Source organism: Providencia sp. LY12 (assembly GCF_057621555.1).
Map to the genome: position 1 here is coordinate 671,173 of NZ_CM172594.1, position 24,206 is coordinate 695,378.

Here is a 24,206-nt window from a genome sequence, read left to right on the forward strand (position 1 = left end):
TTGCTCTGTTGGCGCTATTAATCCCCTTTGATAAGATGTGGTTGTTAACTAACGACTGGGTAAAGCAATGACACGACGTGACAGACTTTTAGAACAAATGGGGATCACTCAATGGATGGTGAGAAATCCGACTGTGTTACGTGGTGAACGTGGTGTACGCATTCCTGAGTCGACTAAGCTTATTATTATCACTGATGAGAACCTTGATTTAAACAGCCAGCTGTTAAAAGATATTTTTCTCACAATGAAGATCGATGAGATTGACGTTGTGTGCATTAATTCCGATCAGCTCAAACTCATTCCAACACCAATAACAATACCTTGTTGGGTGATAGGGGATGGCATTCATCCCGAAGGTTCAAAAGTCACATTTCTTTCTCCTGTTTTGTCTGAACTGATAGCAAGCAGCAATGCTAAACAGGCACTATGGAAACAAATTTATCAATATGATGAAAATTTCAACACTCAAGCAATCTGATCTCGCGACAGCCTTCTTAATTGAAAAGTTAAGTCATGATTTTCCATGGACTGAGCGAGTTTTTTATGGCAACCAAGGTGAAAAATACCATAATCTAAAAATATCAGTTAATAATCAAATTGTTGGGTATGCAATAACTCAGTATGTATTAGATGAAGCTACGCTGTTCAATATTGCCATTCACCCTGATTTTCAAGGACATGGCTATGGACGAATGCTATTAGAAAGATTAATTCACGATCTTGTTAATCGAGGGATTTCAACCCTGTGGTTGGAAGTGCGAGAATCGAACGCTTCTGCTATTCATCTTTATGACAAACTTGGCTTTCAACAGGCGACAGTGCGCAAAGACTATTATCCGACAAAAACAGGCCGAGAAGATGCGTTAGTACTGGCATTAACCTTGTTCAGCGAAGATATGTTTAGTCAAAAAGCGTAATACATTCTTCTAAAGAAAAACCACGGTAGCCTGAAGTGATCCCATAAAATCAGCAGCCACCGTGGTTTTTTTATGTCTTAACGAACCTATAATTTATGATTTTTCTGTTTCTGTGAAGATAGGTTTTCTCAGGCGCCCAACTTTTTCTCTCAGGCTCCTTTTGACTTTGGCCGTGGCTTTGACTTCTTCATTCAAACCTTTATAGGTTGAGTAGCACATAATCAACATTAACACCGAAAGTGGGATTGCTGTGGCGACAAGCGCGGACTGTAAACCCGTTAGCCCTCCCGTCATTATAAGCACGATAGCAATTGCTGCAATGACCACTCCCCAGATAGTTTTGGTCACGTGACTTGGATTTGGATTACCATTTTCACTGACCATACCTAAGACGAATACCGCTGAGTTTGCTGACGTAATAAAGAACACCATCACCAAGACCATGGCTAAAATACTAATCAACGTCGGAGCAGGGAAATAATCTAAGAATTTAAACAGTGCAGACGTGACATCGGTTTTGACTGCATCTGCTAAGGCAACTTCACCGAGATTTTGGATGATATGGATGGCTGAGCCGCCCATTACCGCAAACCAAGCAAATGAACCTAATACCGGAATAAATACTGCACCGATCATGAACTCTTTGATTGTACGACCTTTGGAAATACGCGCGACGAAGCTACCTACTAATGGCGCCCATGCAATCCACCAGCCGAAGTAAAACAGTGTCCAGTTAGCAATCCACGAACCATCATTATAAGGCTCAGTACGGAATGACATGCTGACGAAATTTTGCATGTAATCTCCGATACCTTGGAACAGTACTTTCAAGATAGTTTGTGTTGGACCGGCAAACAGAATAAACCCCATTAATGCGAAGGCAAGCAACATGTTGAGGTTAGAAAGATGCTTGATGGCGCCCTGTAATCCTGAAATGGTAGAGGCGATATAAATAACAGTCACAACGGCAATAATCGCGATTTGAATATAAATACTAACAGGCAAACCCCACAAATAGTGCATTCCGCTGTTGACTTGTAACGTACCAAATCCGAGGGATGTGGCGATACCAATCACAATGGATAACACGACCAGTACATCCACCCATTTTCCAATTGACCCTTTAATACGATTGCCAATTAATGGATAAAACACGGAACTTAATGAGGATGGTAATTTTTTTCTGAATTGGAAAAAAGCTAAAGAAACCCCGACTAAGGCATAACACGCCCAAGCCGAAACACCCCAATGCAAATAGACATATTGCATCGCTGTTTTTGCGGATTGCTCCGTCATTCCAGGTCCCATTGGTGGGCTGATGTAATAAGAAACGGGCTCTGCGACTCCCCAGAATACTAAGCTGATCCCTATGGATGCGCTGAACAGCATGCCGACCCAAGTGGCAGTGTTGTACTCCGGCTTGTCATTATCATCGCCTAAGCGAATATGACCAAATTTCGAAAATCCAAGGTACATACAGAAGCTAAAAAAAATGAATACAGCACCAAGGATAAACCAACCTAAGTTGTTATAGATAAAGCTCAGTGCAGAGTGTGAAAATGTTTCCAGTTTATCGGGAATAAAAGCCCCTAAGCCGATGAGGATCAGGCTAAAAGCGAGGGATACGTAAAATACAGACCTTTTATGATTCATCATACCTCTTCTCCAGTTGCTCACTTCTTTATTATCTCTTTTGTTGAGTCGTTATTTTGCAGGTGATGCTTACTTTGGGTTTACAGAGAATAGCCATGCAAAGATTACCCAGTCAACAACTAATTAACTAAACATTAACATTGTAATTATTGAATTATGTCTCAACTGATTGAATTGAAATGTTAATAATTTTATTTATAAAAACTACTGAGATTTTGTTTGATCATTATTGCGATCTTCGTTAACATCCGCCTAAAATATGTTAACTATAAGTTTACAAAAAGAGAGAGCAATTATGAGCAATGCAGCTAAAGTCATTTCGATTAATGATCACCTTGATATAGATAATGCATGGACTATCCCTGCACGTTATTACACATCCGAAGACATTTTTGATTTTGAAAAAGAAAAAATCTTTGCTAACTCATGGGTTTGTGTTGGTCATGTGAGCGAAGTAAAAGAAAAAAATGCCTATATTACTCGCCAATTAATCGGTGAAAGCCTTGTGATTGTTCGTGGTCGTGATGATGTTCTGCGCGGCTTCTACAACGTTTGCCCACACCGTGGTCATCAATTAATCAGTGGTGATGGCGGGAAAATGAAAAATGTGATTACCTGCCCTTACCATGCCTGGGCATTCAAGTTGGATGGGAAGTTGGCGCATGCAACCAACTGTGAAAACGTGAATAACTTTGAAGCGGATGCGATGTCACTAAGTTCTTTCCATGTGACTGAGCACGCAGGTTTTATCTATGTAAACCTGACGGACGGTGAGCCTCAGCCAATTGAAGAGCAGCTACCTGGTTTAGCAAAAAAAATGGAAGAAGCGTGCGCGGTTATCAATGACCTGAAATTAGCAGCGCGTTTTGTTAGCCATACTCCAGCTAACTGGAAAACCATCGTTGATAACTACATTGAATGCTATCACTGCCCGACTAACCACGTTAGCTTTGCCAGTTCGGTGGATGTGAATGTGTATGAGCATTTGCTTAAAGATAATTGGACGGTACAAATCGGCAAAGCCAAGCCATCTGAATCTTCTTATCAGTTCGATGAGTCAGTATTAGACCCGCGCTTCTTTGGTTTTTGGATTTGGCCAAGCACCATGTTCAATATGCCTCCTGGCGGCGATTTTATGACGGTGATTTATGAATTCCCTGTGAATGCGGGCGAGACATTGCAGCATTACGATATCTATTTCCTGAATGAAGAGCTGACTGAATATCAGAAAAATTTAGTGGAATGGTACCGCACGGTATTCCGCCCTGAAGATTTACGTTTGGTGGAAAGTGTACAAAAAGGTCTGCGTTCCCGTGGATATCGTGGTCAAGGGCGCATTATGGCTGATAGACAACGCAGTGGGATCAGTGAGCACGGTGTTGCTCATTTCCACAAAATTGTGGCTGGCGCTCATACGGAATAATCGCAAGGGATGGGAGACGTGACGATGAACAGGTTAAAACATGCCGCGCTATTTCGCCAAGCCTGCTATATCAATGGTCGCTGGGTGGAAGCGGAGAAAACAATTCCCGTGACAAATCCTGCCTCTCAAACTGTGCTGGGCACCATTCCCAGCCTAACAGCGACGCAGGTTGATGAAGCCATTGAACAAGCCCATGCCGCGATGGCGGGATGGAGCCAATTAACTGCGAAAGCGCGCTCAATTATTTTGCGCCGTTGGTTTGAGTTGATTGAGGCAAATATTGATGATCTTGGGTTGTTGATGACTCTTGAGCAAGGTAAGCCGCTGCATGAAGCAAAAGGCGAAATTCGTTATGCCGCCTCTTTTATTGAGTGGTTCGCAGAAGAAGGAAAACGTGTTTATGGGGAAACTATCCCACAAACTGTTGGAACTAATCGCCTTTCTACGATTAAGCAGCCCATTGGCGTGTGCAGTGCAATTACGCCATGGAATTTCCCTGCGGCGATGATCACGCGTAAAGCGGCACCCGCCCTTGCAGCAGGGTGCAGTATCATCATCAAGCCCGCTACCGAAACACCATTTACCGCATTGGCACTGGCTCAACTTGCCGATGAAGCGGGGATCCCTGCGGGTATTTTTAACGTGGTGACTGGAGAATCACGTATTTTAGGGGAAAGGCTGACCAAACATGCGCTGATCAGTAAGTTTTCTTTTACGGGTTCCACCCAAGTGGGGCGTGTATTAGCGGAGCAATGTGCATCGACTATCAAGAAAACATCGCTTGAATTAGGTGGAAACGCACCATTTATTGTTTTCGAGGATGCGGATATTGATAAAGCGGTCACTAGCGCCATTCAAGCCAAATTCCGTAATGGTGGGCAAACCTGTGTCTGCGTTAACCGTTTTTATCTTCATGATGCCATTTTTGATGAATTTGAACGAAAGTTTGTGGCACAAGTAGCCAAGTTGAGAGTCGGTAATGGCGTGGATGCTGGTGTTGATATTGGACCGATGATCACCACTAAGGCGATTGATGGAATGAACCAACTGCTTGAGAATGCCCTTGCTAAAGGTGCTCGCCGAGTGACATTAGGTTCTGAAATTGAGGAGCATGGCCATTTTATCAATCCGAAAGTGCTGGTGGATGTCGATGATTCAATGGATATCGTCCATGAAGAGATTTTTGGCCCGATTGCCACATTGATTCGGTTTACTGATGAAGGTGACGTTCTCCGCCGTGCCAATAACACCATTTATGGTTTAGCCGCTTACTTCTTTTCTCGGGATGTAAACCGTATTTACCGAGTGGCTGAAAAGCTGCAAAGCGGCATGGTTGGGATCAATACCGGTTTGATTTCAAACGAAGTGGCTCCGTTTGGTGGGGTTAAGCAGTCGGGGCTAGGTAAAGAAGGCTCCCATTATGGTATCGATGATTATTTAAGCATCAAATATTTGTGCCTTGATATCGCGTAACGGAAAAAGGAACTGTGATGAGCCAACAAAAAATAGCGGTGAATGTTAGCCGAATTGAACAGGTCAGCCCAACCATTAAAATGTTCGAATTCGTGGCGCAAGAAGGACAACTTAACCCGTTTAGCGCGGGTAGCCATGTCACGGTTCACATGGATGAGCAAACTGGGCTACAACGTGCTTATTCATTAATAAGCGACCCTCAGCAGTGCGAACGTTACTGTATCTCTGTTTTGCGTGATCAAAACTCGAAAGGGGGTTCTGTTTTCATGCACGATAACATTGCGCAGGGGGATGCACTCTATTTATCCCCTGCGCAAAATTTTTTCGCATTAGCACAAGAGCAGAGCAGTAAACATATTTTGATCGCAGGAGGGATTGGGATCACACCATTTTTATCCTATTTGTATGAGCTTGAGCACTCAGGAATGGATTTTGAGCTTCATTACGGGTTCAGTGATAAAGCGACGGCAGCGTTTGTTGATGAATTGCAGGCGCGTATTGGCTCCCGTTTACACACTTATGATAAATCCCAAGGTCAACGGATGCCTGTTGCCACATTAATCCAATCCCAACCTAAAAATAGCCATGTGTATGTCTGTGGGCCTGAAAGACTGATTAATGAAGTCATTGAACAGGGCAATCAGCATCTTGGCAGCGCACGAGTGCATTTTGAAAATTTTGGGGAGGTGGCGAGTGGAGGGGACTCTTTTGAAGTGCATTTTCAGCGCTCAGGATTTAGTTTGCAAGTTGCAGAAGATCAATCCATTTTGCAGGTTATCGAAGCGGATAAGCGCATAAAGGTGGAATGTATGTGCCGCAATGGTGTGTGTGGAACCTGTGAAACGGCAATTTTGGAAGGGGAAGCCGACCATCGTGATTTGTATCTTGACGATGATGAGAAAGCGGAGCAAAAAACCATGATGCTGTGTGTTTCTCGAGCGAAGGGCAAACGGCTGGTGTTGGATTTATGATGGCGAATGTGTAGGTTGATAGCCGGAAAGCCCCAGTTTAATCACTGGGGTTTTTGCTGATATTTACGAGGGTTTTAGTTCAAACATTAAGAAGGATTGATGCTCATCATTAAGATGATGGTAGGCGGTGATCTGCTTGTCCTGAAACACAATTTGCCCACGGCCTGTTTGGATAACATCGTCGAGCCATGTTTTATGATTAATGGCTAACTGATAGAGAAGGCGCTGTAAGGCTAAATAATCAATATCTGTTGATTGGCTTTTAAGATTACTGGCGAGGATTTCTCCGGCTTTGTCGGTAAAGGCAACCAAATGTTGGAAGTGTGTCAGTAACACATCAAAATAGCATTTGATTTTTCGTAGACGTAACTCATTGTTTTTGCGCTCAGTATTATCCAAGCTGATCCCAACTAATTTTGTGACTTTGCCGTTAGGTCCTTTAACGCCCGCGGCTCTGGATGTTATCCAGCGGTAGTCACCTTCCCAGTTGATTTTAAAATCCATTTCATGGGCGCCGCCTTCTTTAATAATTTTGGAGTAACCATTGACGAGCTTATCTTTGGATGCCGGATCCATTAACGCCCAGAAATCTTCGTTGGTGGTGATTTTTATGCCGTACACCGCTTCAACGTTATCGGAATAATTCAGTTCGCCAGTCAATAAATCCCATTCCCAAGTGACGATCTCCGCCGATTCTTGTAAATGCACTTCGTTGATATTGCGCGTGCTGCCTACTCCAGATAAGGAATGTTGGGATTGCGTATATTCACCATACTTGAGCCAAATCTTATCGACATCGAGTAAGTCTGCCAGCTTATTGAGGTTATCTTCGTCAATCATGCCGCCTTTTGTCCATTTATTGACGGCAGTACGGGAAACACCAAGCTGTTCCCCAACTTTTAACTGGCTCATTTTTTTCTGTTTTAATAGCTTGAGTAAGCGCTCTTTAAAAGTCTCTGGTTCGGTCATTAATGGGCATCCAATTGGTTATATTCATCCCCAAAGATGGGTGGTAAATGGGTGGCGAGATACTTTTCAAGATTTTCAATGAAAACTCTAAGACTAGCACTATTACGTAAACTACGTGAATAGACAGCAAAAACGTCAGCACCTTGATGCCATTGTGGTAGAACGCGCACTAATTTTCCTGACTGAAGTTCAGGAAGTACACTCCAAAGTGAACGTAATAAAATTCCTTCACCGCTGAGACACCACTGTTTGGCGACTTCACCGTTATTGACCATTAATTTACTATTCGGTGTGATGGTCATGCTTTCTTGTTGGTGCTCTAGTTTCCAGATTGCGGGAGCTTGATTGCGCTCTTTGATGGTAATGCACAAATGTTTCTGCTCTAGCTCTTGGGGCAAAGAAGGCTGTCCATATTTTTGAATATATGCAGGTGAGGCACAAAGTACTCGGCTATTGCGGGCTAACCGGCGTGCAATAAATTGATCCGAAATGGTGCCGCCAATGCAGATATCAAGATCGATGTTTTCACTGATGATATCGACAGATCGATCCGTTAACGTCAGATCAATACCTAAAAGAGGATAATCAGCACGTAATGCCAGAATAAAGGGATTCAGATAGGTGCTACCAAAGCCTGTACTGCAACTGATGCGCAGCTCTCCGCTGATCTCCTCGCGGCAAGCTTGTAATTCTCCCTGCATACGTTCCAATTCTTCCAGTAACCGCTCACTACTATGCAGAACAATTTTCCCTTCAGGCGTCAATTGAATGGCGCGAGCATTACGGAAAAACAGCGTTTGCCCTAAGTTTTCTTCCAGTAATTTAATGCGTTTCGATATATAGGCTGGAGATACCAATAGTTGCTCTGCCGCTTGAGAGAAGCTCATCAATCGGGCGGCGGTGACAAATACACGGATATCTTCAAGCAAAGGTAGCTTGTTCATAGTTTGTAAACCTAGGGATTACAGTTCATGCCTATACTTTATCACAGCAAGCCATAAACTGGAGGACATGCATAGATAATAATAAGGGCGTTGAAAATGGCACAATTCAATATAGCAGTCATTCCGGGTGATGGAATTGGAACGGAAGTGATCCCTGAAGGATTACGTGTTTTAGAGGCAGCGGCGCAGAAGCATGGTGTAAAACTTAACTTTACACACTTTGATTGGTCGTGTGAAACCTATCATCGTACAGGACGCATGATGCCGGAAGATGGCTTAGAGCAACTGAAAAAATTTGATGCTATTTTCCTTGGTGCCGTTGGGTTTCCGGGGGTTCCTGACCACATTTCCTTATGGGGCTTATTACTACCAATCCGCCGTGCGTTTAATCAATATGTGAATCTGCGCCCAGTTCGTTTATTTGAGGGAATTAAATGCCCATTAGCGGATAAAAAACCAGGGGATATTGATTTTTATGTAGTGCGTGAAAACGTAGAGGGCGAATATTCTGCAATTGGCGGGATTCAGTATGAAGGGACGGAAGATGAAATGGTATCCCAGCAAAGTATTTTTACCCGCAAAGGGACTGACCGAATTTTAAAATATGCTTTCGAACTTGCCCGTTCTCGGGATAAAAAACATTTAAGTTCAGCCACGAAATCCAATGGGTTATTCCACTCCATGCCGTATTGGGATAGCCGTGTGGCTGAAATGGCAAAACAGTATCCAGATGTGAAAGTCGATCAATTCCACATTGATATTTTTGCGGCTAACTTAGTGAGAATGCCGGAATTTTATGATGTGATTGTGGGATCAAACTTATTTGGGGATATTTTGTCGGATCTTGGTCCTGCGTGTACGGGGACGATTGCCATTGCACCGTCAGCGAATATCAACCCTGAAAAACAGTTTCCATCGATGTTTGAACCGGTACACGGTTCTGCGCCAGATATTGCTGGGAAAAATATTGCCAACCCAATTGGGACTATCTGGGCGGCAGCGATGATGATGCAGCATCTCGGTTGTCAAGAAATGCACGATACGATCATGTCAGCGGTTGAAACGGCGATTCGTGAACGTCGTCACTTGACTCGCGATATGGGCGGAAATGCCAGCACACAAGAATTAGGACTAGAAATTGCTCAGTTAGTGGCAGCGTCGATGTAAATTTATTGGGCTCCATCCAGTGGGTGGAGCACCTAACATTTCAGGCTCTGATTGTTTATAACCCCAAGATCTGCGAAAATAACCGCCAATTACGATTAACAATACGGATTTGCTGCGCTTAGAGCCACCTCGAGCCTCTTCCTGATGCCCATACAAATCTGGATATAGACGAAAAGAACGGTTAAATGACAGATCAGAATTTTCTCCATGAAGTTAGCACCCGTAGAACGTTTGCTATCATTTCTCACCCTGATGCCACCCAGCCTTTCAACGCTTAAAACCACCTTTCATTGCACACCACAATTACATCTCTACGTACTGAATTTAAAGGCTTTTTGTCTTTTTCTCGTTTCTTTGCTTTTCAATGATGTTCAAGCGTAACCTCGGAAAGTGTGTACAAACTTGAGTACAAATTCCGTTTTAGAGGCCTTTGGCGAAAATTTCATGACACAAATCTGGCTGTAGGTCTTGTGGTTACTGGGTTTGATGAAGAAAGTACCTCTTGCTTTTGGTACTTTGGTTTCGACATTACAAAAGCGGAATAAATGCGATCATCTCTAGTTTTTTTTGTAAGTTTTTGAATTTAAAGGGGACATCATTGTTGTTTTTGATGTGTCATCGTTACGAGTGTACAAACAGTGTGTACAAATTTTTCTCGTAGGGCGTGTTGCTTGCAATTCATGACACAAACCGCCTTGTAGCCCATGTTATTCATAGGTTTGAGCCAATAAGTACCTCTGCGGATGGGGCTTGATATTTTATCGCTTGGGTTAATAGCTGGGCTGGTTTAACAAATGGCAATTATACGGCGTTATGCGCCGTAAATAGAAAAAATGGTAAACTTCCCTTTGTTGTGTTAGTTTATTAAAACTAGGTTTTACGGCGATTTACGCCGCGAAATCCTAAAGAGATAAACTAGAAGAAGGGTTTGGTGTTTAGAAATGGTTAGTCATTCCCAACGTGAAACGGTGAAAGAGTCATATAAGCAATCTCTTAAAACTCTTTTACCTTATGGCATGTTAGCTACAAAGAAGTGGCTTGCAGAGCAAGGCTTGAGTGCTCATGCGTTAGATAATGCTGTCAAAACCGATACGTTGTTGCTACTAGCTACAGGTGTTTACAGTCAGTATTCCCGAGCAGTCACTTGGGAAGGCGTAGTAGCTTCAATGCAGCGTATGATGGAAAAAAGTGTCGATGAACAACTTCCGTCTATCGTGGTCGGTGGATTGTCAGCATTGTCCATATCTGGTTTATCGCAATATTTATCATTAGGAAGTACGCCTCATATTCATTTATATGCAACGAAAAAGCTTCCTTCCTGGCTTGCGAGACTGTCATTGCCAATTAAGTTCGAAGGACATAGTACAAGTAAACTGTGGCCTGATAGTTTATCCCAAGATATAGCGTTCGTTAAAAAGCATGAATGGGGAGAGCAATTACCACCTGTATATTTTTCATGTCCGGAAAAAGCCATATTGGAAGTGTTGATGGATTTGCCTGAAAGTGTGTCATTTGAACATGCCGATGAGCTAATGCAGGGGTTAGTGAACTTATCTCCAAGAAAGCTTGATGCGCTCTTAAAGGAGTGTAAAAGCGTAAAGGTCAAACGCTTATTCTTTTGGTTTGCAAAACGCCAAGCTTATCCTTGGTTTGATAAGTTAAATGTAGAAAATTACGACTTAGGCTCAGGTAAGCGTGTTGTTGCTAAAGGTGGGAAGCTGGATACAGAGTATCTGATAACCGTACCTCAGCATATGGCGTTAGCAAGTAAAGGATAAGTTCAGCGATGGATAGAAATAGTATTTATTACAAACAAGTACAGCTTTTGATACAGGTATTGCCTTTCGTTGCCAAACAGCAATGCTTTGCCCTCAAAGGTGGTACAGCAATCAATTTATTTGTCAGAGACTTTCCTCGTTTATCGGTCGATATTGATTTGGTGTATCTGCCAATGAAGAGCCGTGATGATGCCTTGCAGGAAATTTGCGATGCACTTGATGCTATTAGCTCAGATTTAAAAATAGCATTTAAAGACATCGAGCTAACGGAAGCCTATCGCTCAAAACGCGATGCTCTAAGGTTGATCGTTGCTCGCAACGGTGTGCAGATCAAAGTCGAGCTATCACCTGTATTGCGCGGTACTGTTTATGAACCAAAGTTGATGGAAGTTTGCGCAGCTGTAGAAGACGAATTTGGCTATGTTGAAATGCCAGTTGTTGATCTAGCTGATTTGTATGCAGGAAAGATATGTGCAGCATTAGATAGACAGCATCCAAGAGACTTATTTGATGTGAAGTGGCTTTTGGAGAATGAAGGCCTAACGGATGAAATTCGTAAAGCATTACTCGTTTATTTATCAAGCCATAATCGGCCAATGGCTGAGTTACTCAGTCCGCAATTTAAGGATATTACTGCCACCTATGAAGGTGAATTTACCAACATGGCCGAGACAGATGTACCGTTGGTGGAGCTGGAAGCCGTAAGAGTGCGCCTAGTAGACCTCATTCACCAAGGCCTGACCGATAGTGAAAAGTCTTTTTTGCTATCCTTTAAAAATCGAGAGCCTGATTGGTCTCTACTCGGCTTAGATGGAGTCAGTGAGCTTCCTGCCATTAAATGGAAACAAATCAATTTGGCAAAAATGCCGAATGACAAACATACACAAGCCCTAGAAAAGTTGAAAGATGTTCTCGGTGTTTGATGTCAAAAATACAGGCATTTATGCTGGGCTGATCTTCTGAACAAATCATGCATCTTTCTGACCATCAACAAGTGATGAATCAGGCGATGATAGCTTTACATTGATTTTCAGGAGAATGCAGATGACAGCAGTAGCGCACCAGGTAACCCCTTTTCTAACATCTTACGAAGTGATGGCTCGTTACCACATTAGCTATACGACGCTCTGGCGAAGAATAAAAGATGGCAGCTTGCCGCAACCTCGTATCAACCGAAATACACGAAACAAGCTGTGGCACATTGAAGATTTGGAGGAGTATGAGAAGAAAGAGGACTGAGCCTCTTTCTTTTATTTTATTGTCCGAAACGCCAGTTGAACGGAAAGCCTGTCGGCTCGATGATGGTCTCTAGCTGTTGATACCAAACGTCGTAAGCATGACGCATTTCATCCAGGTACTGATATTGGTTGTAGATAGCATCCAACCCTTTTTTGCTGTGGCCAATCATCAACTCGGCAACTTCTTGCGTCGTGATGGCCGACATTCGCGTTCGCATAGTTCTGCGAAGATCATGCATAGACCAATGTTCCATCTCGACACTAAGCGACCTGCGAGCCCAAATTTTCACATTGTTAGGAATAGTGGTATCAAAGCCATTTGTGGCAAGCTCTTCTTGTCCGTTCGCGGGAAACAAGTAGGTTGATTTGCTCATCTGCATCGCCAGTTCAATCAGCTCAATAGCTGGCTTAATCAATGGCCGCATGATCGGCGCTCCAATTTTCTCACCTTGTTTGCGGATCTCTATGGGCACTGTCCACATTGCAGATTGCAAGTCAAAGTGATGCTTTTCAGCTTGAATGAGTTCGCCCTTGCGACCGCCCAATAGCAGAAGCAGTTTTATGTAGATGCGATTCTTCTCAGTGATTTTTGACTCATGCAAATAGCGCCAAAGTATCCTGATTTCGTTGTCGTTTAGCACCCGAGTTCGTTTGCCTTTCTTACCGCCGACCTTTTTTGCAGTGATCCCAGCGGCAGCGTTAATTTCCAAAATTTGTTCATCAATCAGCCAGTCATAAAACTTGTGCAGCACAGACACCAGACGTTCTGTGTTTGAAGGGGACGACTCCGAAACCTCACGAAGACAGTTTCGCAAGGACAATTCATTGATGTCAGTTAATGGGTACTTGCCAAGTCGGGGCAGCAAATATATTTCACTGCTGCGTTTTTGGTAGTGCCACGTTTTCTCCTTTAGCCCTTGCTTACCGGCAGAATCTATCCAGTCTCGAAAAATCGATTCGAAGCTTTGATTGGCAGAATACTTGGCCCGTTCCTGCTGTAGGTAGAGCTTGGGGTTTCTGCCCTGGTCGAGTACCGCCCTTAACCTATCCAGCTCATTCCTGGCTTCAGCAAGCTTCATAAGTGGGTAAGTACCTATGTCTACCCGCTGTTGCTTGCCATCGAAACGATAACGAAACTGAAAAACAATTTTGCCCTTGGGCGATACCCGAGCACTTAGCCCGTCTCGGTCAGCTTTTACTACGGTTTCTTTTGCTTCTTTATTTAACCTGGCATCGAGCCAGCTAACTGATAACGCCATGTTATAAGCCCAGCCCTAGTTTGGATTTTAATGATTGTTTACGTGATTCTGCTTTGGGTTCTGGCGCTGTACTCATGGAAGTAACGTCACCATCTGGTGCATGGTCATCAACCGTTACAGATGTCGTGGATAGTTTGGGTTGGCTCATGTGAATTAACCCAAAGGTGGCCAGCATCCGCAGACGCTCAGCGCGTTCCCGTGGTGGCGTCTTTTCCAATTCTTTAAGCAGTTCAGGGTGGCTCCCTGGGGGAATGTTGACGACAACTCTCATGATCAGGCCCCATAAAACCAGAAGCCTCGGACGTTCGCCAAAACAGACTGTTCCGGGACGATGATCTTGCTTCGTGAAAAAATCTCCTTGGCCGCTTCCTTATAAGCCAAGGCTCCACCTCCGGCGATCAATACCAAGTCTGCATTGATGCTTTCGTCACGCATAGATTGGCGCATGGCTGTAAGAGCAACAGGCGCTACCTTTTTCATGGCAGCATTCAGATAAGGTGAAATATCGACTTTTTCTCCAAATAGCAGGACCTGCAAGTCTCCTGTTCTCATGGCTTTTTCAAGTCGATCCATTCCTACTTTGGCACCGTGATCTTCTGAAATCAGCTTATCAATAGTTTCCAGTAGAACGGACATTGCCTGAAGACTGGTTCCTGATGAGCTGTAGCGAATTTCTCCGGCCTCAAGGGCAACCCAGTCAACAGAAAAGAAGCCGGGATCTATGACGACGACGCGACCTTCTTCAATCAAGCCCAAATCACCACCTGTTTGAACCAGATCCATATAGGCACCGGCAGGCTGCGGCAGCACTTTGACGTCATGAACTGTGATGCTGCGCTTAGGCGTCACTTGATGGACACCTTTTAAACGCTTCACAAGGTCAGATTTGCGTTGTGGTTCATGAAACTGGGAAACCGGTAATCCAGTGACAACCAAATCGATGGACTCAGTTTCAGCCATTAACAAGGCGGCATGAAAAAGTGCCTTATAGGTTTTTGTGGTGGGATATTCCGGGTGAAGCTCTCGTTCCCAGCCTTGAAGGCGTCCAGCAGGAACACCAGCGGCCCAACGCTCATTATCGACTGACACATACAAACAAGTTTCATCATCGCCTCCACCGATACGCTCTGGCATACGATCCGCAGGACCGGCACCCGCAGGCAGAATAATGGTTTTCGGTTCACTGCCTGATTGGCCAATTGCCAGCTTCAGGTTTGAGTAACCGATATCTACGCCTAGTACAAACATACTTATCTCCTGTGCACTCAAAGTGCTCTAACGGTTTTCAATCAACCGCACTGGCCATGCTTGGGCATTTCCAAGTGCTCTGGCGGTTCACTCAAATGTCATTATCAGGATTCGGTGCACTGGCGGTGGGCAGAAAGGTGACAAATCCTTTCATCTATCTGCCTATTGCATTTTCGCAAAAGTATGAGAATAGGCTCTGTTTGGCGGCGGATAACCTAGCCAAAAAAATCGAGACGCCAAACGTCGTTTGCATTCTGGCCTGAACTTGCCAAACGGTTTGTATTTTCATGGCAATACGTCTTTTTAGGCGTTTTTAAGTGAAATCGACCTGTATCCCTTGTCAGGTATGGGATTGCGCGAGTTGATTTATATCGAGACGCCAAACAGCGATTGTTACGGCAGTTTTACGTTTGGCGTTTCGATCCAAAAGCCAAACGGATAGTGGTTTTGGCTTTTGGGGTTAATTGGATGGGGAAATTGGTTTGGTAGAAATCGTCAATGAACAATGGAAAGCAGAGGTATCAGATTTACTTCAGCAAGAAACAGACAGGCTAAAAGCGCTGGCACGAGCTGAAGTTGATGACTTTTGGGTTACCCATTACAAGGTTCGCGAAAATGCGCCCTTTAAAGATTGGGGGCTGCTTGGTGTCCGTATCAGAGACTTTAAGTATGGCTTTGGCATAGAGTGGTACATCAACAGTTTTCACGGTCAACGAGGCAAGCGCGTGGTATTTAGCAAGGGGCTTCGTATCTCAAAGACGAAGCTGAGATACTCATTTTTGGACTGCCAAGGTTTGGCCAAAGAATGGGAGTTAGCGCTGGCCATGGAGAAAGAAGAATTCTTCAGTGATATTCGACGCCAAGTTGATAAGCTCAACATGCTGCGTCGCAGAGTGAATGCCTATTGAGTTAACTGCGCTACTTCACTCGCGGCAACTGGTCCCAGCGTGTTGTGTAGGCGGGAGACAAATGCTCTCGCTTCATCGACCAATCTTTCTTCGTACCTTGTCCAGCAAAGAAAACCTTTCCGGCACCACTTTGGTTAATGGTGTCCAATACAGACATTAACTGTTGGCTATTAGAGCGGGTCGATACGTCATCGAATAGTCCTGGTTGAAACATGCCTGGATCGTAAAAGTCAGACAGCATGACGCCAGCTTTGGCATAACGAAAACCATCCTTCCAAATCCGCTTGAGCAAGTGATTGGCCAGCTCGATAAAATCCCGCGTATCACAACTGGGTATCAACAACTCGCCCGATGCGGAGTTGCTGTATTGCGGCTCGTTGTCCTTAAAGGGGCTGGTACGTATGAACACGGTCATCACTTTGGCTTGCTGCTGTTCTTTGCGAAGCTTCTCAGTGGCACGGGTTGCGTATTCGCATACGGCTTCACGTAACAATTCAAAGTGCGTTACTTTTACGCCAAATGAACGGCTACAGACGATTTGTTTCTTAGTTGGCGGGATCTCTTCAAGTTCAATGCACGACTCACCATTGAGCTCTCTGACGGTTCTCTCTAAAACCACCGAAAACTGGTCTCTGATAGCTCTAGGAGAGGCATTGGCGAGGTCTAAGGCTGTGGTGATACCCAACGCATTTAAACGCTTAGAAAGCCGTCTACCAACGCCCCAAACATCATCAAGTGGGACTAATGAGAGCAATCGACGTTGCCGATCTGGATTGGTCAGGTCTACAACCCCTTGAGTGGCTGGATACTTCTTGGCTGCATGGTTAGCCAGTTTGGCGAGTGTTTTAGTCGGTGCAATGCCTACACAAACGGTGATCCCAATCCAGTGGCCTATGCGCTCTCGCACTTGTTGTCCGAACTCGACAAGAGATATGGCAGACTCAATACCGGTTAAATCCAAAAACGCTTCGTCAATAGAGTAAACCTCTACTCGTGGTGCCATCTCCTCCAAAGTGCGCATCACTCGACTGCTCAAATCTGCATACAGAGCGTAGTTGGACGAAAATGCCAAAATGCCATGGCGCTGCATTTCAGATTTGATCTGAAAGACGGGTACGCCCATTTTTATACCGAGTAACTTAGCTTCACGCGACCGTGCAACCACGCAGCCGTCATTGTTGGACAGCACCACAACCGGCGTATCCTTTAAATCAGGACGAAACAGCTTCTCACAACTGGCGTAAAAGTTGTTGCAGTCCACCAAGGCAAATACAGGCATGGGATCGTCACGACTTACGGCGCATGTTTCGCACCACATTGGTGACCACACCAAATATCTCTAACTCTGTCCCTTCAGGAATATGAATGGGTTCATACGCCTGGTTTCTTGGGATCAGCTTGACGCACGGCCTTAGTTGAAGCTCCTTTACCGTGAGTTCACCATGGATGCCAGCGATGACAATGTCACCTTGTTCTGCTTGGACAGAGCGATCAACCACCAAAATATCATCCGCGTGAATCCCGGCATCAATCATTGAATCACCTTCAACACGCACAAAGAACGTTGCAGCCGGTCGCTTGATGCACAGCTCGTTGAGGTCGAGCGTTTGCTCAACATAATCCTGCGCTGGTGAGGGAAAACCAGCAGAAACACGTTCCATGAACAATGGAATACGAAGGCGCTTTGCTTTGATGAAGGCAAGTGCGCCGCTAAGGCCTATCAGCGAGACACTCATGACGAACCTCGAAAAATCATACTTAATACTGTTTGTTTATACAGTATCTAATGCTATGCTGATTTCTACAAGTAAAATTGTAGGTAAAACTGTAGTTGTTCGAGTAAGACGCTGTGTTGTCGGTGATTTATTTTTTTGTGTTGAAAAGCTTGATGTGGGGATTGCTCGCCCTCGTCAAAGCCTGCAAGGCTTGGACAATACTGCTTCTGCCTACTGCTCTTGTTTCTGTTACTGATCCTGTTACTGCTACTGGTTAACGCATGGGTCAAGTAACCGTCAGACAAGGCTTGTTGAACCCTTTGCAAAGGGTTTAAAAACAGTTAGTAAAATTCTGCTTCGTATTGAATTTACTGACTTAAAGCGAAGTTAGGAGCACCATTAAAATGCTCAGTCGAACTCAGTTCAAGCCTTTTGCAACCGTTTGAAAAGGGGTTGGCTAAGCCATACGTAAAGGGTATCGGTAAGGGTTACCTAAACGGTTTAGCTAAGGCTTTCTGAAAGGCTTAGTCAAAGCCTTCATACATGGGTTCACCCAGTAGAAAGATTAAAAAAACGCTGAGGTATCCAAGGTGCATTTTGTACAACCTGTGGCACAGTGAAATAACCCAAAGCGAACAATAGAATTGAAGAGGAACCATCAATGACAAGAGCCCCTGCGCCATTTCCGCTAGAGCGCCTGGCGGATATCCCAGAAAGGCCAGAAGATTTTAGATTGCTGGAGCGTATTCCATTAACGCGTGAGCCGCAGTCCTGGCCACTTGAACTATCTCCCATGGTCGGTGATGAACAGCCAATGGTGCTGCTCGATACTGAGACAACCGGACTGTCTGCCGATGACGAGTCCATTATTGAGCTTGGTTTGGTTAAGGTGCTTTACAGCCCGTCGGCTAAGCGGATTGTGTCTATTGTTGATGTGATCAGCCTGTATGATGATCCCGGCAAGCCAATCCCCGAACTGATTACCGAGTTAACCGGTATCACCGATGAGATGGTGCAAGGCCAGCGCATTGATGATGCAATGGTTGCGAGTTGGTTATCCGATGATCCGCTGGTGGTTGCGCACAATGCACAGTTTGATCGTCCTTTCTTTGAAAAGCGGTTTGCCGCATTAGGCCATCTATCTTGGGCCTGTTCAGCCAGTGGCATAGATTGGAAGGCGCTGGGTTTTGAAAGTCGAAAACTTGAGTACCTGCTGCTTCGCTTAGGTTGGTTTTATGAAGGACACCGAGCTGCAACCGATTGTTTGGCGATGGCCTGGCTGTTTCATTTGTTGCCCGAGTCCGTTGCAAGCTTGTTGTCTGAAGCAGACAGGCGAACTGTGTTAGTTCGTGCGTTTGGTGCGCCGTTTGACGTAAAGGACTATTTAAAAGAACGTGGTTACCGTTGGCATGACGGCGTTAAAGGAGCCAACAAACATTGGTGGCGCGAAATCAGCGAAGACGAGTTGCCGCAGGAACAAACTTACCTGGATGATTTGTATCATCGTGGCTCAGAACATGCCCACTATGACTACAAAGATGCCCGCAATCGATTTAAAGCTTTGTCATAGCCTCTTGCATATTTGAAAACCTCTGGAAAATGGAAAGTGAACTCATGGTTTAACCAATAAGAGGAATCTTTCCATGTACCAAGACACCTACATTGAATACTGGGGCGAAATCTTCGTCTCTGCCCGCATCATTGAATTTGGCATCACGTTCGAGCGCTTTCTTAAAGATCCATGGAAGCACTTGATGTCCTGTGGCCAAGAGTCTGCACCGGACGCGATTGCTGAAGGGATGCTGCCATTGCTACCAGCACAGGCAGAAGTCGCCAGGCGCATTCGGGAGATGTCTATCAAGGATAAATATAACAATACTGGTGTGATGGTTTATTCCAAAAAAATAATAAAAATAGGGAATTATAAGTTAATTACACCGTAAATTTTATCCTTGTTGATTACAATACTGTAATGTAATATGCAGTACATTTGCAGGCATTCTGGGAGAGTGTAATGGCTACCATCAAAACTGCGACGCTTACCATCCGAGTCGATCCTGACTTGAAGGAGGCGTTGCGAGCAGCTGCGCAAGCGGAACACCGCTCTATCGCCAACATGATAGAAGTGCTCATCCGAGAGCATTGCGAGAAAAATGGTATAGCCATAAAGCAAGCCCAAGATTCAGATCAACGTGGGAGCGTTAAGCATGATCAAGACAGTTAAGCAGGCGTGTCGTTTTAATCCTGTGATCCAGGATTATCGAATGAGCCAGGGAATTGAGAACCTGGCTGATCTCATTAACGACGCAGGTGATGGTAAAGAGTTCTTCTCTCGCAACTATGTTACTCATGGTATGGAGCAACTCTTCCGCGAGGGTATGCTTCGCCTATCAGGCAAATCAGACCAGGCAGTGTTTGAACTTACACAAGCCATGGGTGGTGGTAAAACCCACATGATGATTGCCCTAGGCTTGCTGGCAAAACATGCCCATCTGCGCCCTGATGTGTTACCTGCTGATTTAAACGAGCGACTGGATTTTGGCAACGCACGAATTGCTGCTTTTAATGGTCGTAATAACCCCGACAACTACATCTGGGGCGAAATTGCTACTCAACTAGGTGAAGCAGAGAAAATAAAACCTCATTGGATCAACGGACCTAAATCAGTTGACCAGCAAAAATGGAAAGAGATCATCGGTGATACTCCCACGCTGATTATGATCGACGAGTTGCCACCTTACCTCGATAACGCCAGCACCCAGGTCTATGGTTCAGGCACCTTGGCTAATATGGTGGTTTACAGTCTAAGCACGCTGATGAGTGCAGCACTTGAGCTGCCTAACTGCTGTATCGTCATTGCCAACCTATCTGGCAGCTATGGTGCGCAAACCAAAACACTAAAAGAAGCTATTTCTAATCTGCAGCAAGAAACCCGCAGGCAGTCGATGACCATTACCCCGGTGCAACTGTCAGGTAATGAAATTTATGAAATTTTAAAAAAGCGTCTTATTGATGAACTTCCGGATGAGCAAACCATCAGCGATGTCGCTGAGGAATATGCGCAGCAAGTAAAGAAAGCGGAAGACGGTGGCTACATCATTGCATCCAGCATCGAGCAAATTGCCGAACAGGTGAGAGAGACCTATCCCTTCCACCCGTCGTTCAAGCACTTGGTTGCGCTCTTTAAAGAAAATGAAGGCTTCCGTCAAACACGCGGCTTGATGCAGTTTACCGCTCGCCTGCTGAAAAGCGTCGAGCAACGCCAAACAGATGACGTATTCCTAGTAGGCACTCAGCATCTAGACCTAAATGACGAACAAGTTAAAGACGAGATTGAACGTATCTCGCCAAAACTGATTCCAGCTGTTACTCGAGATATTGCAGATAAAGGTGATTCCATTGCGGAAAGCATCGATGCCGAACAAAGCAACGATGCCGCCAGTCAATTAATGACACTGCTATTGGCATCTTCACTATCACGTGCTGTGGGAGGGCGCATTGGCCTGTCAGAAAGTGAAGTAATTGAATTCTTGGCTGCGCCTAACCGTAAAGCTGATGAATTCTTAGAAGCCCTTCAAAAGCTGCGTGAGCAAGCTTGGTACTTACACCGTGAAGACCAGCGTTTCTTTATTAAAGAAACCGAAAACCTCTCTCGCCAGATAGAGCGTAACGCTAAGGAAATTCCCCAGCCCAAAATTGATCAAGCTCTGATTAACCGGCTCAAGGGAATTCTTCAACCTAATCGGCGCAACGTTTATCAGGAAGTGCAGATTCTTCCGCGTATGGACGAACTCAAGTTGAGTGGTCCTCGTGTACTGATTGTGATAAAGCCAGATGGCAAAGTACCACCTAATGAACTCATCAACTTCTTCGAGTTCCAGCAAGAAAAAAACAATCTATTGGTGCTTACTGGCCAAGACAGCATCATGGCCGATGCGGTGGAAGAACGCTTGCGCGAGCTCTATGCTATTGAGCAGATAGAGAAACGTCTCAAGTCTGGCGACACTTTATTTGAAGAAGCTCGAGACCGACTCGAAGAAGCGGAAGGCCGCTTTACCAAGGCACTTTCCGCCGCTTACAACACCATTCTTTTCCCTGGTATAGATGAGATCGATGGCTCTGAACGACTGCTCAAAGTTACCATAGACAATGGTTTGAAAGTGGGTGAAGGTGATCAATCAGCTGAAGTACAAATCGAAAACCTGATGGCTGACCCACGGGCTAACTACAAACTGGCCGCTGATCTGAAAGATGACTTCGGGCAGTACTTCGCTATGGCCGAATCTGAACTGTGGCCTTCTGGTGCGAACAACCGTCGCACCCCATGGAAAGATGTCGTCAACCGCGCCAAATGCAATCCGGGCTGGCCTTGGATGCCGGGTAGCGGTGGCATGGATACTTTAAAAACCGAGGCCCTGAAACAAGGTCGCTGGCGCTTGGGCGAAGACGGATATATTGAAAAAGGCCCATTCCCGAAAGAGAAAACCAGTGTCAACGTCTCGCTGTTGGGAACCAGCCCTGATACGGGAGAGTCGCTAATCAGCCTAACACCGCGTAATGCGGGTGAGAGTCCGGTTATCTATTACTCAACCAAACCTGAAGTTCTCGAGACCGACCCTAAGATTGACGATCTGGAAAACTTCAGCACTGCGGAAGGCACGCTGTATTTCAAGGTCGCCGATCCGACAGGAAAATACGAGACTGGACCAGCCATCCGCTGGGTGGCAGACCTTAAGGTGCGACACCAGATTGAACCATCCGCCGATAAGCGTAAGGTCACCCTACAGTGCACACCGAAAGCCGACATGTTCTACACGTTGGATGGTTCAAACCCCAAAGACGGGCAACACTACACCGCTCCGTTCGAAGTGGGTTCGGAAGCGGCCCGATTGCTGGTTTATGCAAAGTCAGGTGAAGCAACCAAAACAGCCGACTTCCAGATCCCACATAGCGGCGATAAAACAGTCCAGATTGATGACTCCAAGCCCGCGCGCCTGAACAGCGGCAAGCGTGTTCCACTGGATACAACGGACAAAGTCTTCACGGTTATTAACCGCTTTAAAGATCAGGCCAACACCCGTTTCAAAGGTGTACGTATCGAGATTGGCGAAGGTGAAAACACTGTGGGTATTCGCTTTGGCGAACGGCAGATCACCGCCGCTATGATCGAGGCGACCGTTAATAGCCTGCGCGATGTACTGAATGAAGCAGATGCCAATGTCTCAATTGCAGTCAGAGACGGCATCGATTTTGAGAACGGCTTTGAAGCAAAAGAGTTCGCCAAATTAGTTGGTATTGAGTTAAAACCTGGAGACATTGCTCAGGACGAGTAAGCGTCGCATTTGAGCGACACGTTTGAAGAAATAGAGGCAATAAATATGGCAAAGGCACCATCAAAGACAAGCAATACAGCGGTGAAGCATGCGACGCTGGGCTTTGGTGTGCCCGCTACAAGCGATCCACATCACTTTAAAGTTATCATTCCCAAATCAAATAACGGTCAAGTGCAAATTAATGAATACTTAGGCTTACAAGCTCAAAGTGACGAGTTTGCCATGATTGAAAGGGTATTGCTTGATCGTTCCCGTTGGACAGCAATACGCTCAGAAGTCCAGCGTACATTTAATGTTAGGCTGAAAAGCTATGGCTTAAACACAAGCTCATGGCAAGTAGGAGAAAACGTCGTTGATCGCCTTTTGGGCAAAGAGCTATGTGTTCTAGCATGGGCCATTGAAGGAATGGATGTTGAAAATATTCCAGTTGCTGTGCGTAACTGGTTGGCATTAGTACCGGAAGAGCGCTGGTGGTTATTCGGTATGACAGCAAGAAGCACAGGATCTGCAGAAGACCGTGACGTCGGTTGGCGTATTGCACTGCGTCATGCCCTAGGTGATATTGTTCAGGCTGAACAGGTAGAATTTTCCCAAAGCAAAGGCACTAATTATTCTCGTGAAGTGACACAAGCAAAAGATATTAAAGAAACATCAGAAACCTATGGCGAGAAGCAACTCAATAATGGTTCTGACTTATTGCTTCATATCTCGTCTGAGAATGACAACCCTTTGCTGCCATTAGCTCATGCAAGCACCAAACTTGACCAAGATGATTTAGCGATAGGCGAAGAAAACTTATTTCTGTTTGAAGCAAAGCATGCCAAAGCGATCGGACTTCCTGTTGGCAATAAGAGTAGCTCTGAGTTTTTAGTGAAAAAGGGGTCTACCGCAAACATCGCAATGGCCAAATCATTACGTCCTGCTATTAGAGATTTACGCCAACAGATGCTTGAACAAGGAATATTGCTTCAACAAGGAGAAGTTTATTCTTTCTCACAAGATTATTTGTTCAAAAGCCCCAGTGCTGCCGCTTGTGTAATAGCTGGTAATCCGCGCAGCGGCATGGATGCATGGAAAGATTTGCAAGGCCATAGCCTAAAAGATTTAGGCTATGGCAAAAAGGCCTGAACAACCGCCGTTGCAATAGCTAGAAAACACTTTTGGCTTTTGAAGAATATAAAATTAAACGAAAAACAGCGGGAGCAAGAAA

General features: G+C 45.0%; 24 protein-coding genes. 16 read left to right on the top strand and 8 right to left on the bottom strand.

From position 1 onward, the window contains the following. The first annotated feature begins 67 nt into the window (after window positions 1–67). Together ACY3ZI_RS02960 and rimI are read left to right on the top strand one after the other, a co-directional pair. On the top strand, window positions 68–478 hold the full coding sequence (locus tag ACY3ZI_RS02960; RefSeq protein WP_036950197.1) for a DNA polymerase III subunit psi: 411 nt from the start codon (window positions 68–70) through the stop codon (window positions 476–478). Continuing rightward, on the top strand, window positions 447–917 hold the full coding sequence (gene rimI, locus ACY3ZI_RS02965) for a ribosomal protein S18-alanine N-acetyltransferase (RefSeq protein ID WP_036950199.1): 471 nt from the start codon (window positions 447–449) through the stop codon (window positions 915–917). Before ACY3ZI_RS02960 ends, rimI begins: the two co-directional genes overlap by 32 nt. Before the next feature lie 93 nt (window positions 918–1,010). Here the strand turns inward: rimI and ACY3ZI_RS02970 are convergent, their stop codons facing one another. Further along, window positions 1,011–2,573 (bottom strand): BCCT family transporter, encoded by a 1,563-nt coding sequence (locus tag ACY3ZI_RS02970; protein ID WP_211886757.1) that lies wholly within the window; start codon window positions 2,571–2,573, stop codon window positions 1,011–1,013. Window positions 2,574–2,865: 292 nt separating this feature from the next. Between ACY3ZI_RS02970 and ACY3ZI_RS02975 the strand changes: the two genes are divergently transcribed. Genes ACY3ZI_RS02975 through ACY3ZI_RS02985 form a run of 3 tightly spaced genes read left to right on the top strand, consistent with a single transcriptional unit; the run spans window position 2,866 to window position 6,437 of the window. Further along, window positions 2,866–3,993, top strand: coding sequence for an aromatic ring-hydroxylating oxygenase subunit alpha (locus tag ACY3ZI_RS02975; protein WP_211886755.1), 1,128 nt, complete (start codon window positions 2,866–2,868; stop codon window positions 3,991–3,993). A 24-nt stretch (window positions 3,994–4,017) separates the two neighbouring features. Further along, window positions 4,018–5,466 (top strand): NAD-dependent succinate-semialdehyde dehydrogenase, encoded by a 1,449-nt coding sequence (locus tag ACY3ZI_RS02980; RefSeq protein WP_487375953.1) that lies wholly within the window; start codon window positions 4,018–4,020, stop codon window positions 5,464–5,466. A 17-nt stretch (window positions 5,467–5,483) separates the two neighbouring features. After that, entirely contained in the window at window positions 5,484–6,437 is a 954-nt protein-coding gene (locus ACY3ZI_RS02985; protein ID WP_211886751.1) for a PDR/VanB family oxidoreductase, read from the top strand. A gap of 63 nt (window positions 6,438–6,500) precedes the next feature. On the opposite strand, the gene ACY3ZI_RS02990 is transcribed toward ACY3ZI_RS02985, so the two are convergent. Then, window positions 6,501–7,406, bottom strand: a complete 906-nt coding sequence (locus tag ACY3ZI_RS02990; protein WP_211886749.1) for a helix-turn-helix domain-containing protein — start codon at window positions 7,404–7,406, stop codon at window positions 6,501–6,503. Beyond that, window positions 7,406–8,350 carry a LysR substrate-binding domain-containing protein gene (locus tag ACY3ZI_RS02995; protein ID WP_211886747.1) on the bottom strand — a complete coding sequence of 315 codons (945 nt, stop codon included), beginning with the start codon at window positions 8,348–8,350 and terminating at the stop codon, window positions 7,406–7,408. The genes ACY3ZI_RS02990 and ACY3ZI_RS02995 overlap by 1 nt, the downstream gene beginning before the upstream one ends. 96 nt (window positions 8,351–8,446) lie before the next feature. Here ACY3ZI_RS02995 and ACY3ZI_RS03000 point away from each other — a divergent pair, with 96 nt between their 5' ends. The 4 genes from ACY3ZI_RS03000 (at window position 8,447) to ACY3ZI_RS03015 (ending at window position 12,534) form a co-directional block, all read left to right on the top strand. After that, window positions 8,447–9,517 carry a tartrate dehydrogenase gene (locus ACY3ZI_RS03000; protein WP_211886745.1) on the top strand — a complete coding sequence of 357 codons (1,071 nt, stop codon included), beginning with the start codon at window positions 8,447–8,449 and terminating at the stop codon, window positions 9,515–9,517. 941 nt (window positions 9,518–10,458) lie between these two features. Beyond that, window positions 10,459–11,295: a type IV toxin-antitoxin system AbiEi family antitoxin gene (locus tag ACY3ZI_RS03005; protein ID WP_049874721.1), complete on the top strand. Its 837-nt coding sequence runs from the start codon at window positions 10,459–10,461 to the stop codon at window positions 11,293–11,295. Window positions 11,296–11,303: 8 nt separating this feature from the next. Further along, entirely contained in the window at window positions 11,304–12,218 is a 915-nt protein-coding gene (locus ACY3ZI_RS03010) for a nucleotidyl transferase AbiEii/AbiGii toxin family protein (protein WP_025516074.1), read from the top strand. Between the two features lie 121 nt (window positions 12,219–12,339). After that, window positions 12,340–12,534, top strand: a complete 195-nt coding sequence (locus ACY3ZI_RS03015) for a helix-turn-helix transcriptional regulator (RefSeq protein WP_000127614.1) — start codon at window positions 12,340–12,342, stop codon at window positions 12,532–12,534. Window positions 12,535–12,550: 16 nt separating this feature from the next. Here ACY3ZI_RS03015 and ACY3ZI_RS03020 read toward each other — a convergent pair whose 3' ends face one another. From ACY3ZI_RS03020 to ACY3ZI_RS03030, 3 genes are read right to left on the bottom strand one after another with little or no spacing between them, the layout of a single operon-like run. Then, complete coding sequence (locus tag ACY3ZI_RS03020; protein ID WP_024015921.1) at window positions 12,551–13,792, bottom strand: tyrosine-type recombinase/integrase; 1,242 nt, start codon at window positions 13,790–13,792, stop codon at window positions 12,551–12,553. A 1-nt stretch (window position 13,793) separates the two neighbouring features. Beyond that, entirely contained in the window at window positions 13,794–14,063 is a 270-nt protein-coding gene (locus tag ACY3ZI_RS03025; protein ID WP_032194327.1) for a hypothetical protein, read from the bottom strand. Between the two features lie 2 nt (window positions 14,064–14,065). Then, window positions 14,066–15,040, bottom strand: coding sequence for a ParM/StbA family protein (locus ACY3ZI_RS03030; protein WP_008305551.1), 975 nt, complete (start codon window positions 15,038–15,040; stop codon window positions 14,066–14,068). A 482-nt stretch (window positions 15,041–15,522) separates the two neighbouring features. On the opposite strand from ACY3ZI_RS03030, the gene mobI reads away from it, so the two are divergent. Then, on the top strand, window positions 15,523–15,948 hold the full coding sequence (mobI, locus tag ACY3ZI_RS03035) for a conjugative transfer protein MobI(A/C) (protein WP_201284758.1): 426 nt from the start codon (window positions 15,523–15,525) through the stop codon (window positions 15,946–15,948). Window positions 15,949–15,958: 10 nt separating this feature from the next. Here mobI and umuC read toward each other — a convergent pair whose 3' ends face one another. Together umuC and umuD are read right to left on the bottom strand one after the other, a co-directional pair. Beyond that, a complete protein-coding gene (gene umuC / locus ACY3ZI_RS03040) occupies window positions 15,959–17,227 on the bottom strand; it encodes a translesion error-prone DNA polymerase V subunit UmuC (protein ID WP_487375954.1) in 1,269 nt (422 codons plus the stop codon). 7 nt (window positions 17,228–17,234) lie between these two features. Next, window positions 17,235–17,684 carry a translesion error-prone DNA polymerase V autoproteolytic subunit gene (umuD, locus tag ACY3ZI_RS03045; protein ID WP_487375955.1) on the bottom strand — a complete coding sequence of 150 codons (450 nt, stop codon included), beginning with the start codon at window positions 17,682–17,684 and terminating at the stop codon, window positions 17,235–17,237. Here umuD and ACY3ZI_RS03050 point away from each other — a divergent pair. From ACY3ZI_RS03050 to ACY3ZI_RS03075, 6 genes are all read left to right on the top strand, one after another. Next, window positions 17,683–17,919: a hypothetical protein gene (locus ACY3ZI_RS03050; RefSeq protein WP_487375956.1), complete on the top strand. Its 237-nt coding sequence runs from the start codon at window positions 17,683–17,685 to the stop codon at window positions 17,917–17,919. The two genes, umuD and ACY3ZI_RS03050, sit on opposite strands and share 2 nt — an antisense overlap. A gap of 405 nt (window positions 17,920–18,324) precedes the next feature. Continuing rightward, window positions 18,325–19,233: a 3'-5' exonuclease gene (locus ACY3ZI_RS03055; RefSeq protein ID WP_487375957.1), complete on the top strand. Its 909-nt coding sequence runs from the start codon at window positions 18,325–18,327 to the stop codon at window positions 19,231–19,233. Window positions 19,234–19,306: 73 nt separating this feature from the next. Continuing rightward, window positions 19,307–19,606 carry a hypothetical protein gene (locus tag ACY3ZI_RS03060; protein ID WP_024008847.1) on the top strand — a complete coding sequence of 100 codons (300 nt, stop codon included), beginning with the start codon at window positions 19,307–19,309 and terminating at the stop codon, window positions 19,604–19,606. A gap of 71 nt (window positions 19,607–19,677) precedes the next feature. Then, window positions 19,678–19,887 carry a type II toxin-antitoxin system antitoxin gene (locus ACY3ZI_RS03065; protein ID WP_024008846.1) on the top strand — a complete coding sequence of 70 codons (210 nt, stop codon included), beginning with the start codon at window positions 19,678–19,680 and terminating at the stop codon, window positions 19,885–19,887. Beyond that, complete coding sequence (locus ACY3ZI_RS03070) at window positions 19,871–22,996, top strand: anti-phage-associated DUF499 domain-containing protein (protein ID WP_108717267.1); 3,126 nt, start codon at window positions 19,871–19,873, stop codon at window positions 22,994–22,996. The genes ACY3ZI_RS03065 and ACY3ZI_RS03070 overlap by 17 nt, the downstream gene beginning before the upstream one ends. Window positions 22,997–23,041: 45 nt before the next feature. Continuing rightward, on the top strand, window positions 23,042–24,124 hold the full coding sequence (locus ACY3ZI_RS03075) for an anti-phage-associated DUF3780 domain-containing protein (protein ID WP_487375958.1): 1,083 nt from the start codon (window positions 23,042–23,044) through the stop codon (window positions 24,122–24,124). Window positions 24,125–24,206 lie beyond the last annotated feature (82 nt).

Excerpts from the sequence above, each read along its gene's own strand:
- ACY3ZI_RS02960 (WP_036950197.1), top strand. The coding sequence starts at position 68 with ATGACACGACGTGACAGACTTTTAGAACAAATGGGGATCACTCAATGG.
- rimI (WP_036950199.1), top strand. The coding sequence starts at position 447 with ATGATGAAAATTTCAACACTCAAGCAATCTGATCTCGCGACAGCCTTC.
- ACY3ZI_RS02970 (WP_211886757.1), bottom strand. The coding sequence starts at position 2,573 with ATGATGAATCATAAAAGGTCTGTATTTTACGTATCCCTCGCTTTTAGC.
- ACY3ZI_RS02975 (WP_211886755.1), top strand. The coding sequence starts at position 2,866 with ATGAGCAATGCAGCTAAAGTCATTTCGATTAATGATCACCTTGATATA.
- ACY3ZI_RS02980 (WP_487375953.1), top strand. The coding sequence starts at position 4,018 with ATGAACAGGTTAAAACATGCCGCGCTATTTCGCCAAGCCTGCTATATC.
- ACY3ZI_RS02985 (WP_211886751.1), top strand. The coding sequence starts at position 5,484 with ATGAGCCAACAAAAAATAGCGGTGAATGTTAGCCGAATTGAACAGGTC.
- ACY3ZI_RS02990 (WP_211886749.1), bottom strand. The coding sequence starts at position 7,406 with ATGACCGAACCAGAGACTTTTAAAGAGCGCTTACTCAAGCTATTAAAA.
- ACY3ZI_RS02995 (WP_211886747.1), bottom strand. The coding sequence starts at position 8,350 with ATGAACAAGCTACCTTTGCTTGAAGATATCCGTGTATTTGTCACCGCC.
- ACY3ZI_RS03000 (WP_211886745.1), top strand. The coding sequence starts at position 8,447 with ATGGCACAATTCAATATAGCAGTCATTCCGGGTGATGGAATTGGAACG.
- ACY3ZI_RS03005 (WP_049874721.1), top strand. The coding sequence starts at position 10,459 with ATGGTTAGTCATTCCCAACGTGAAACGGTGAAAGAGTCATATAAGCAA.
- ACY3ZI_RS03010 (WP_025516074.1), top strand. The coding sequence starts at position 11,304 with ATGGATAGAAATAGTATTTATTACAAACAAGTACAGCTTTTGATACAG.
- ACY3ZI_RS03015 (WP_000127614.1), top strand. The coding sequence starts at position 12,340 with ATGACAGCAGTAGCGCACCAGGTAACCCCTTTTCTAACATCTTACGAA.
- ACY3ZI_RS03020 (WP_024015921.1), bottom strand. The coding sequence starts at position 13,792 with ATGGCGTTATCAGTTAGCTGGCTCGATGCCAGGTTAAATAAAGAAGCA.
- ACY3ZI_RS03025 (WP_032194327.1), bottom strand. The coding sequence starts at position 14,063 with ATGAGAGTTGTCGTCAACATTCCCCCAGGGAGCCACCCTGAACTGCTT.
- ACY3ZI_RS03030 (WP_008305551.1), bottom strand. The coding sequence starts at position 15,040 with ATGTTTGTACTAGGCGTAGATATCGGTTACTCAAACCTGAAGCTGGCA.
- umuC (WP_487375954.1), bottom strand. The coding sequence starts at position 17,227 with ATGCCTGTATTTGCCTTGGTGGACTGCAACAACTTTTACGCCAGTTGT.
- ACY3ZI_RS03050 (WP_487375956.1), top strand. The coding sequence starts at position 17,683 with ATGACGAACCTCGAAAAATCATACTTAATACTGTTTGTTTATACAGTA.
- umuD (WP_487375955.1), bottom strand. The coding sequence starts at position 17,684 with ATGAGTGTCTCGCTGATAGGCCTTAGCGGCGCACTTGCCTTCATCAAA.
- ACY3ZI_RS03055 (WP_487375957.1), top strand. The coding sequence starts at position 18,325 with ATGACAAGAGCCCCTGCGCCATTTCCGCTAGAGCGCCTGGCGGATATC.
- ACY3ZI_RS03060 (WP_024008847.1), top strand. The coding sequence starts at position 19,307 with ATGTACCAAGACACCTACATTGAATACTGGGGCGAAATCTTCGTCTCT.
- ACY3ZI_RS03065 (WP_024008846.1), top strand. The coding sequence starts at position 19,678 with ATGGCTACCATCAAAACTGCGACGCTTACCATCCGAGTCGATCCTGAC.
- ACY3ZI_RS03070 (WP_108717267.1), top strand. The coding sequence starts at position 19,871 with ATGATCAAGACAGTTAAGCAGGCGTGTCGTTTTAATCCTGTGATCCAG.
- ACY3ZI_RS03075 (WP_487375958.1), top strand. The coding sequence starts at position 23,042 with ATGGCAAAGGCACCATCAAAGACAAGCAATACAGCGGTGAAGCATGCG.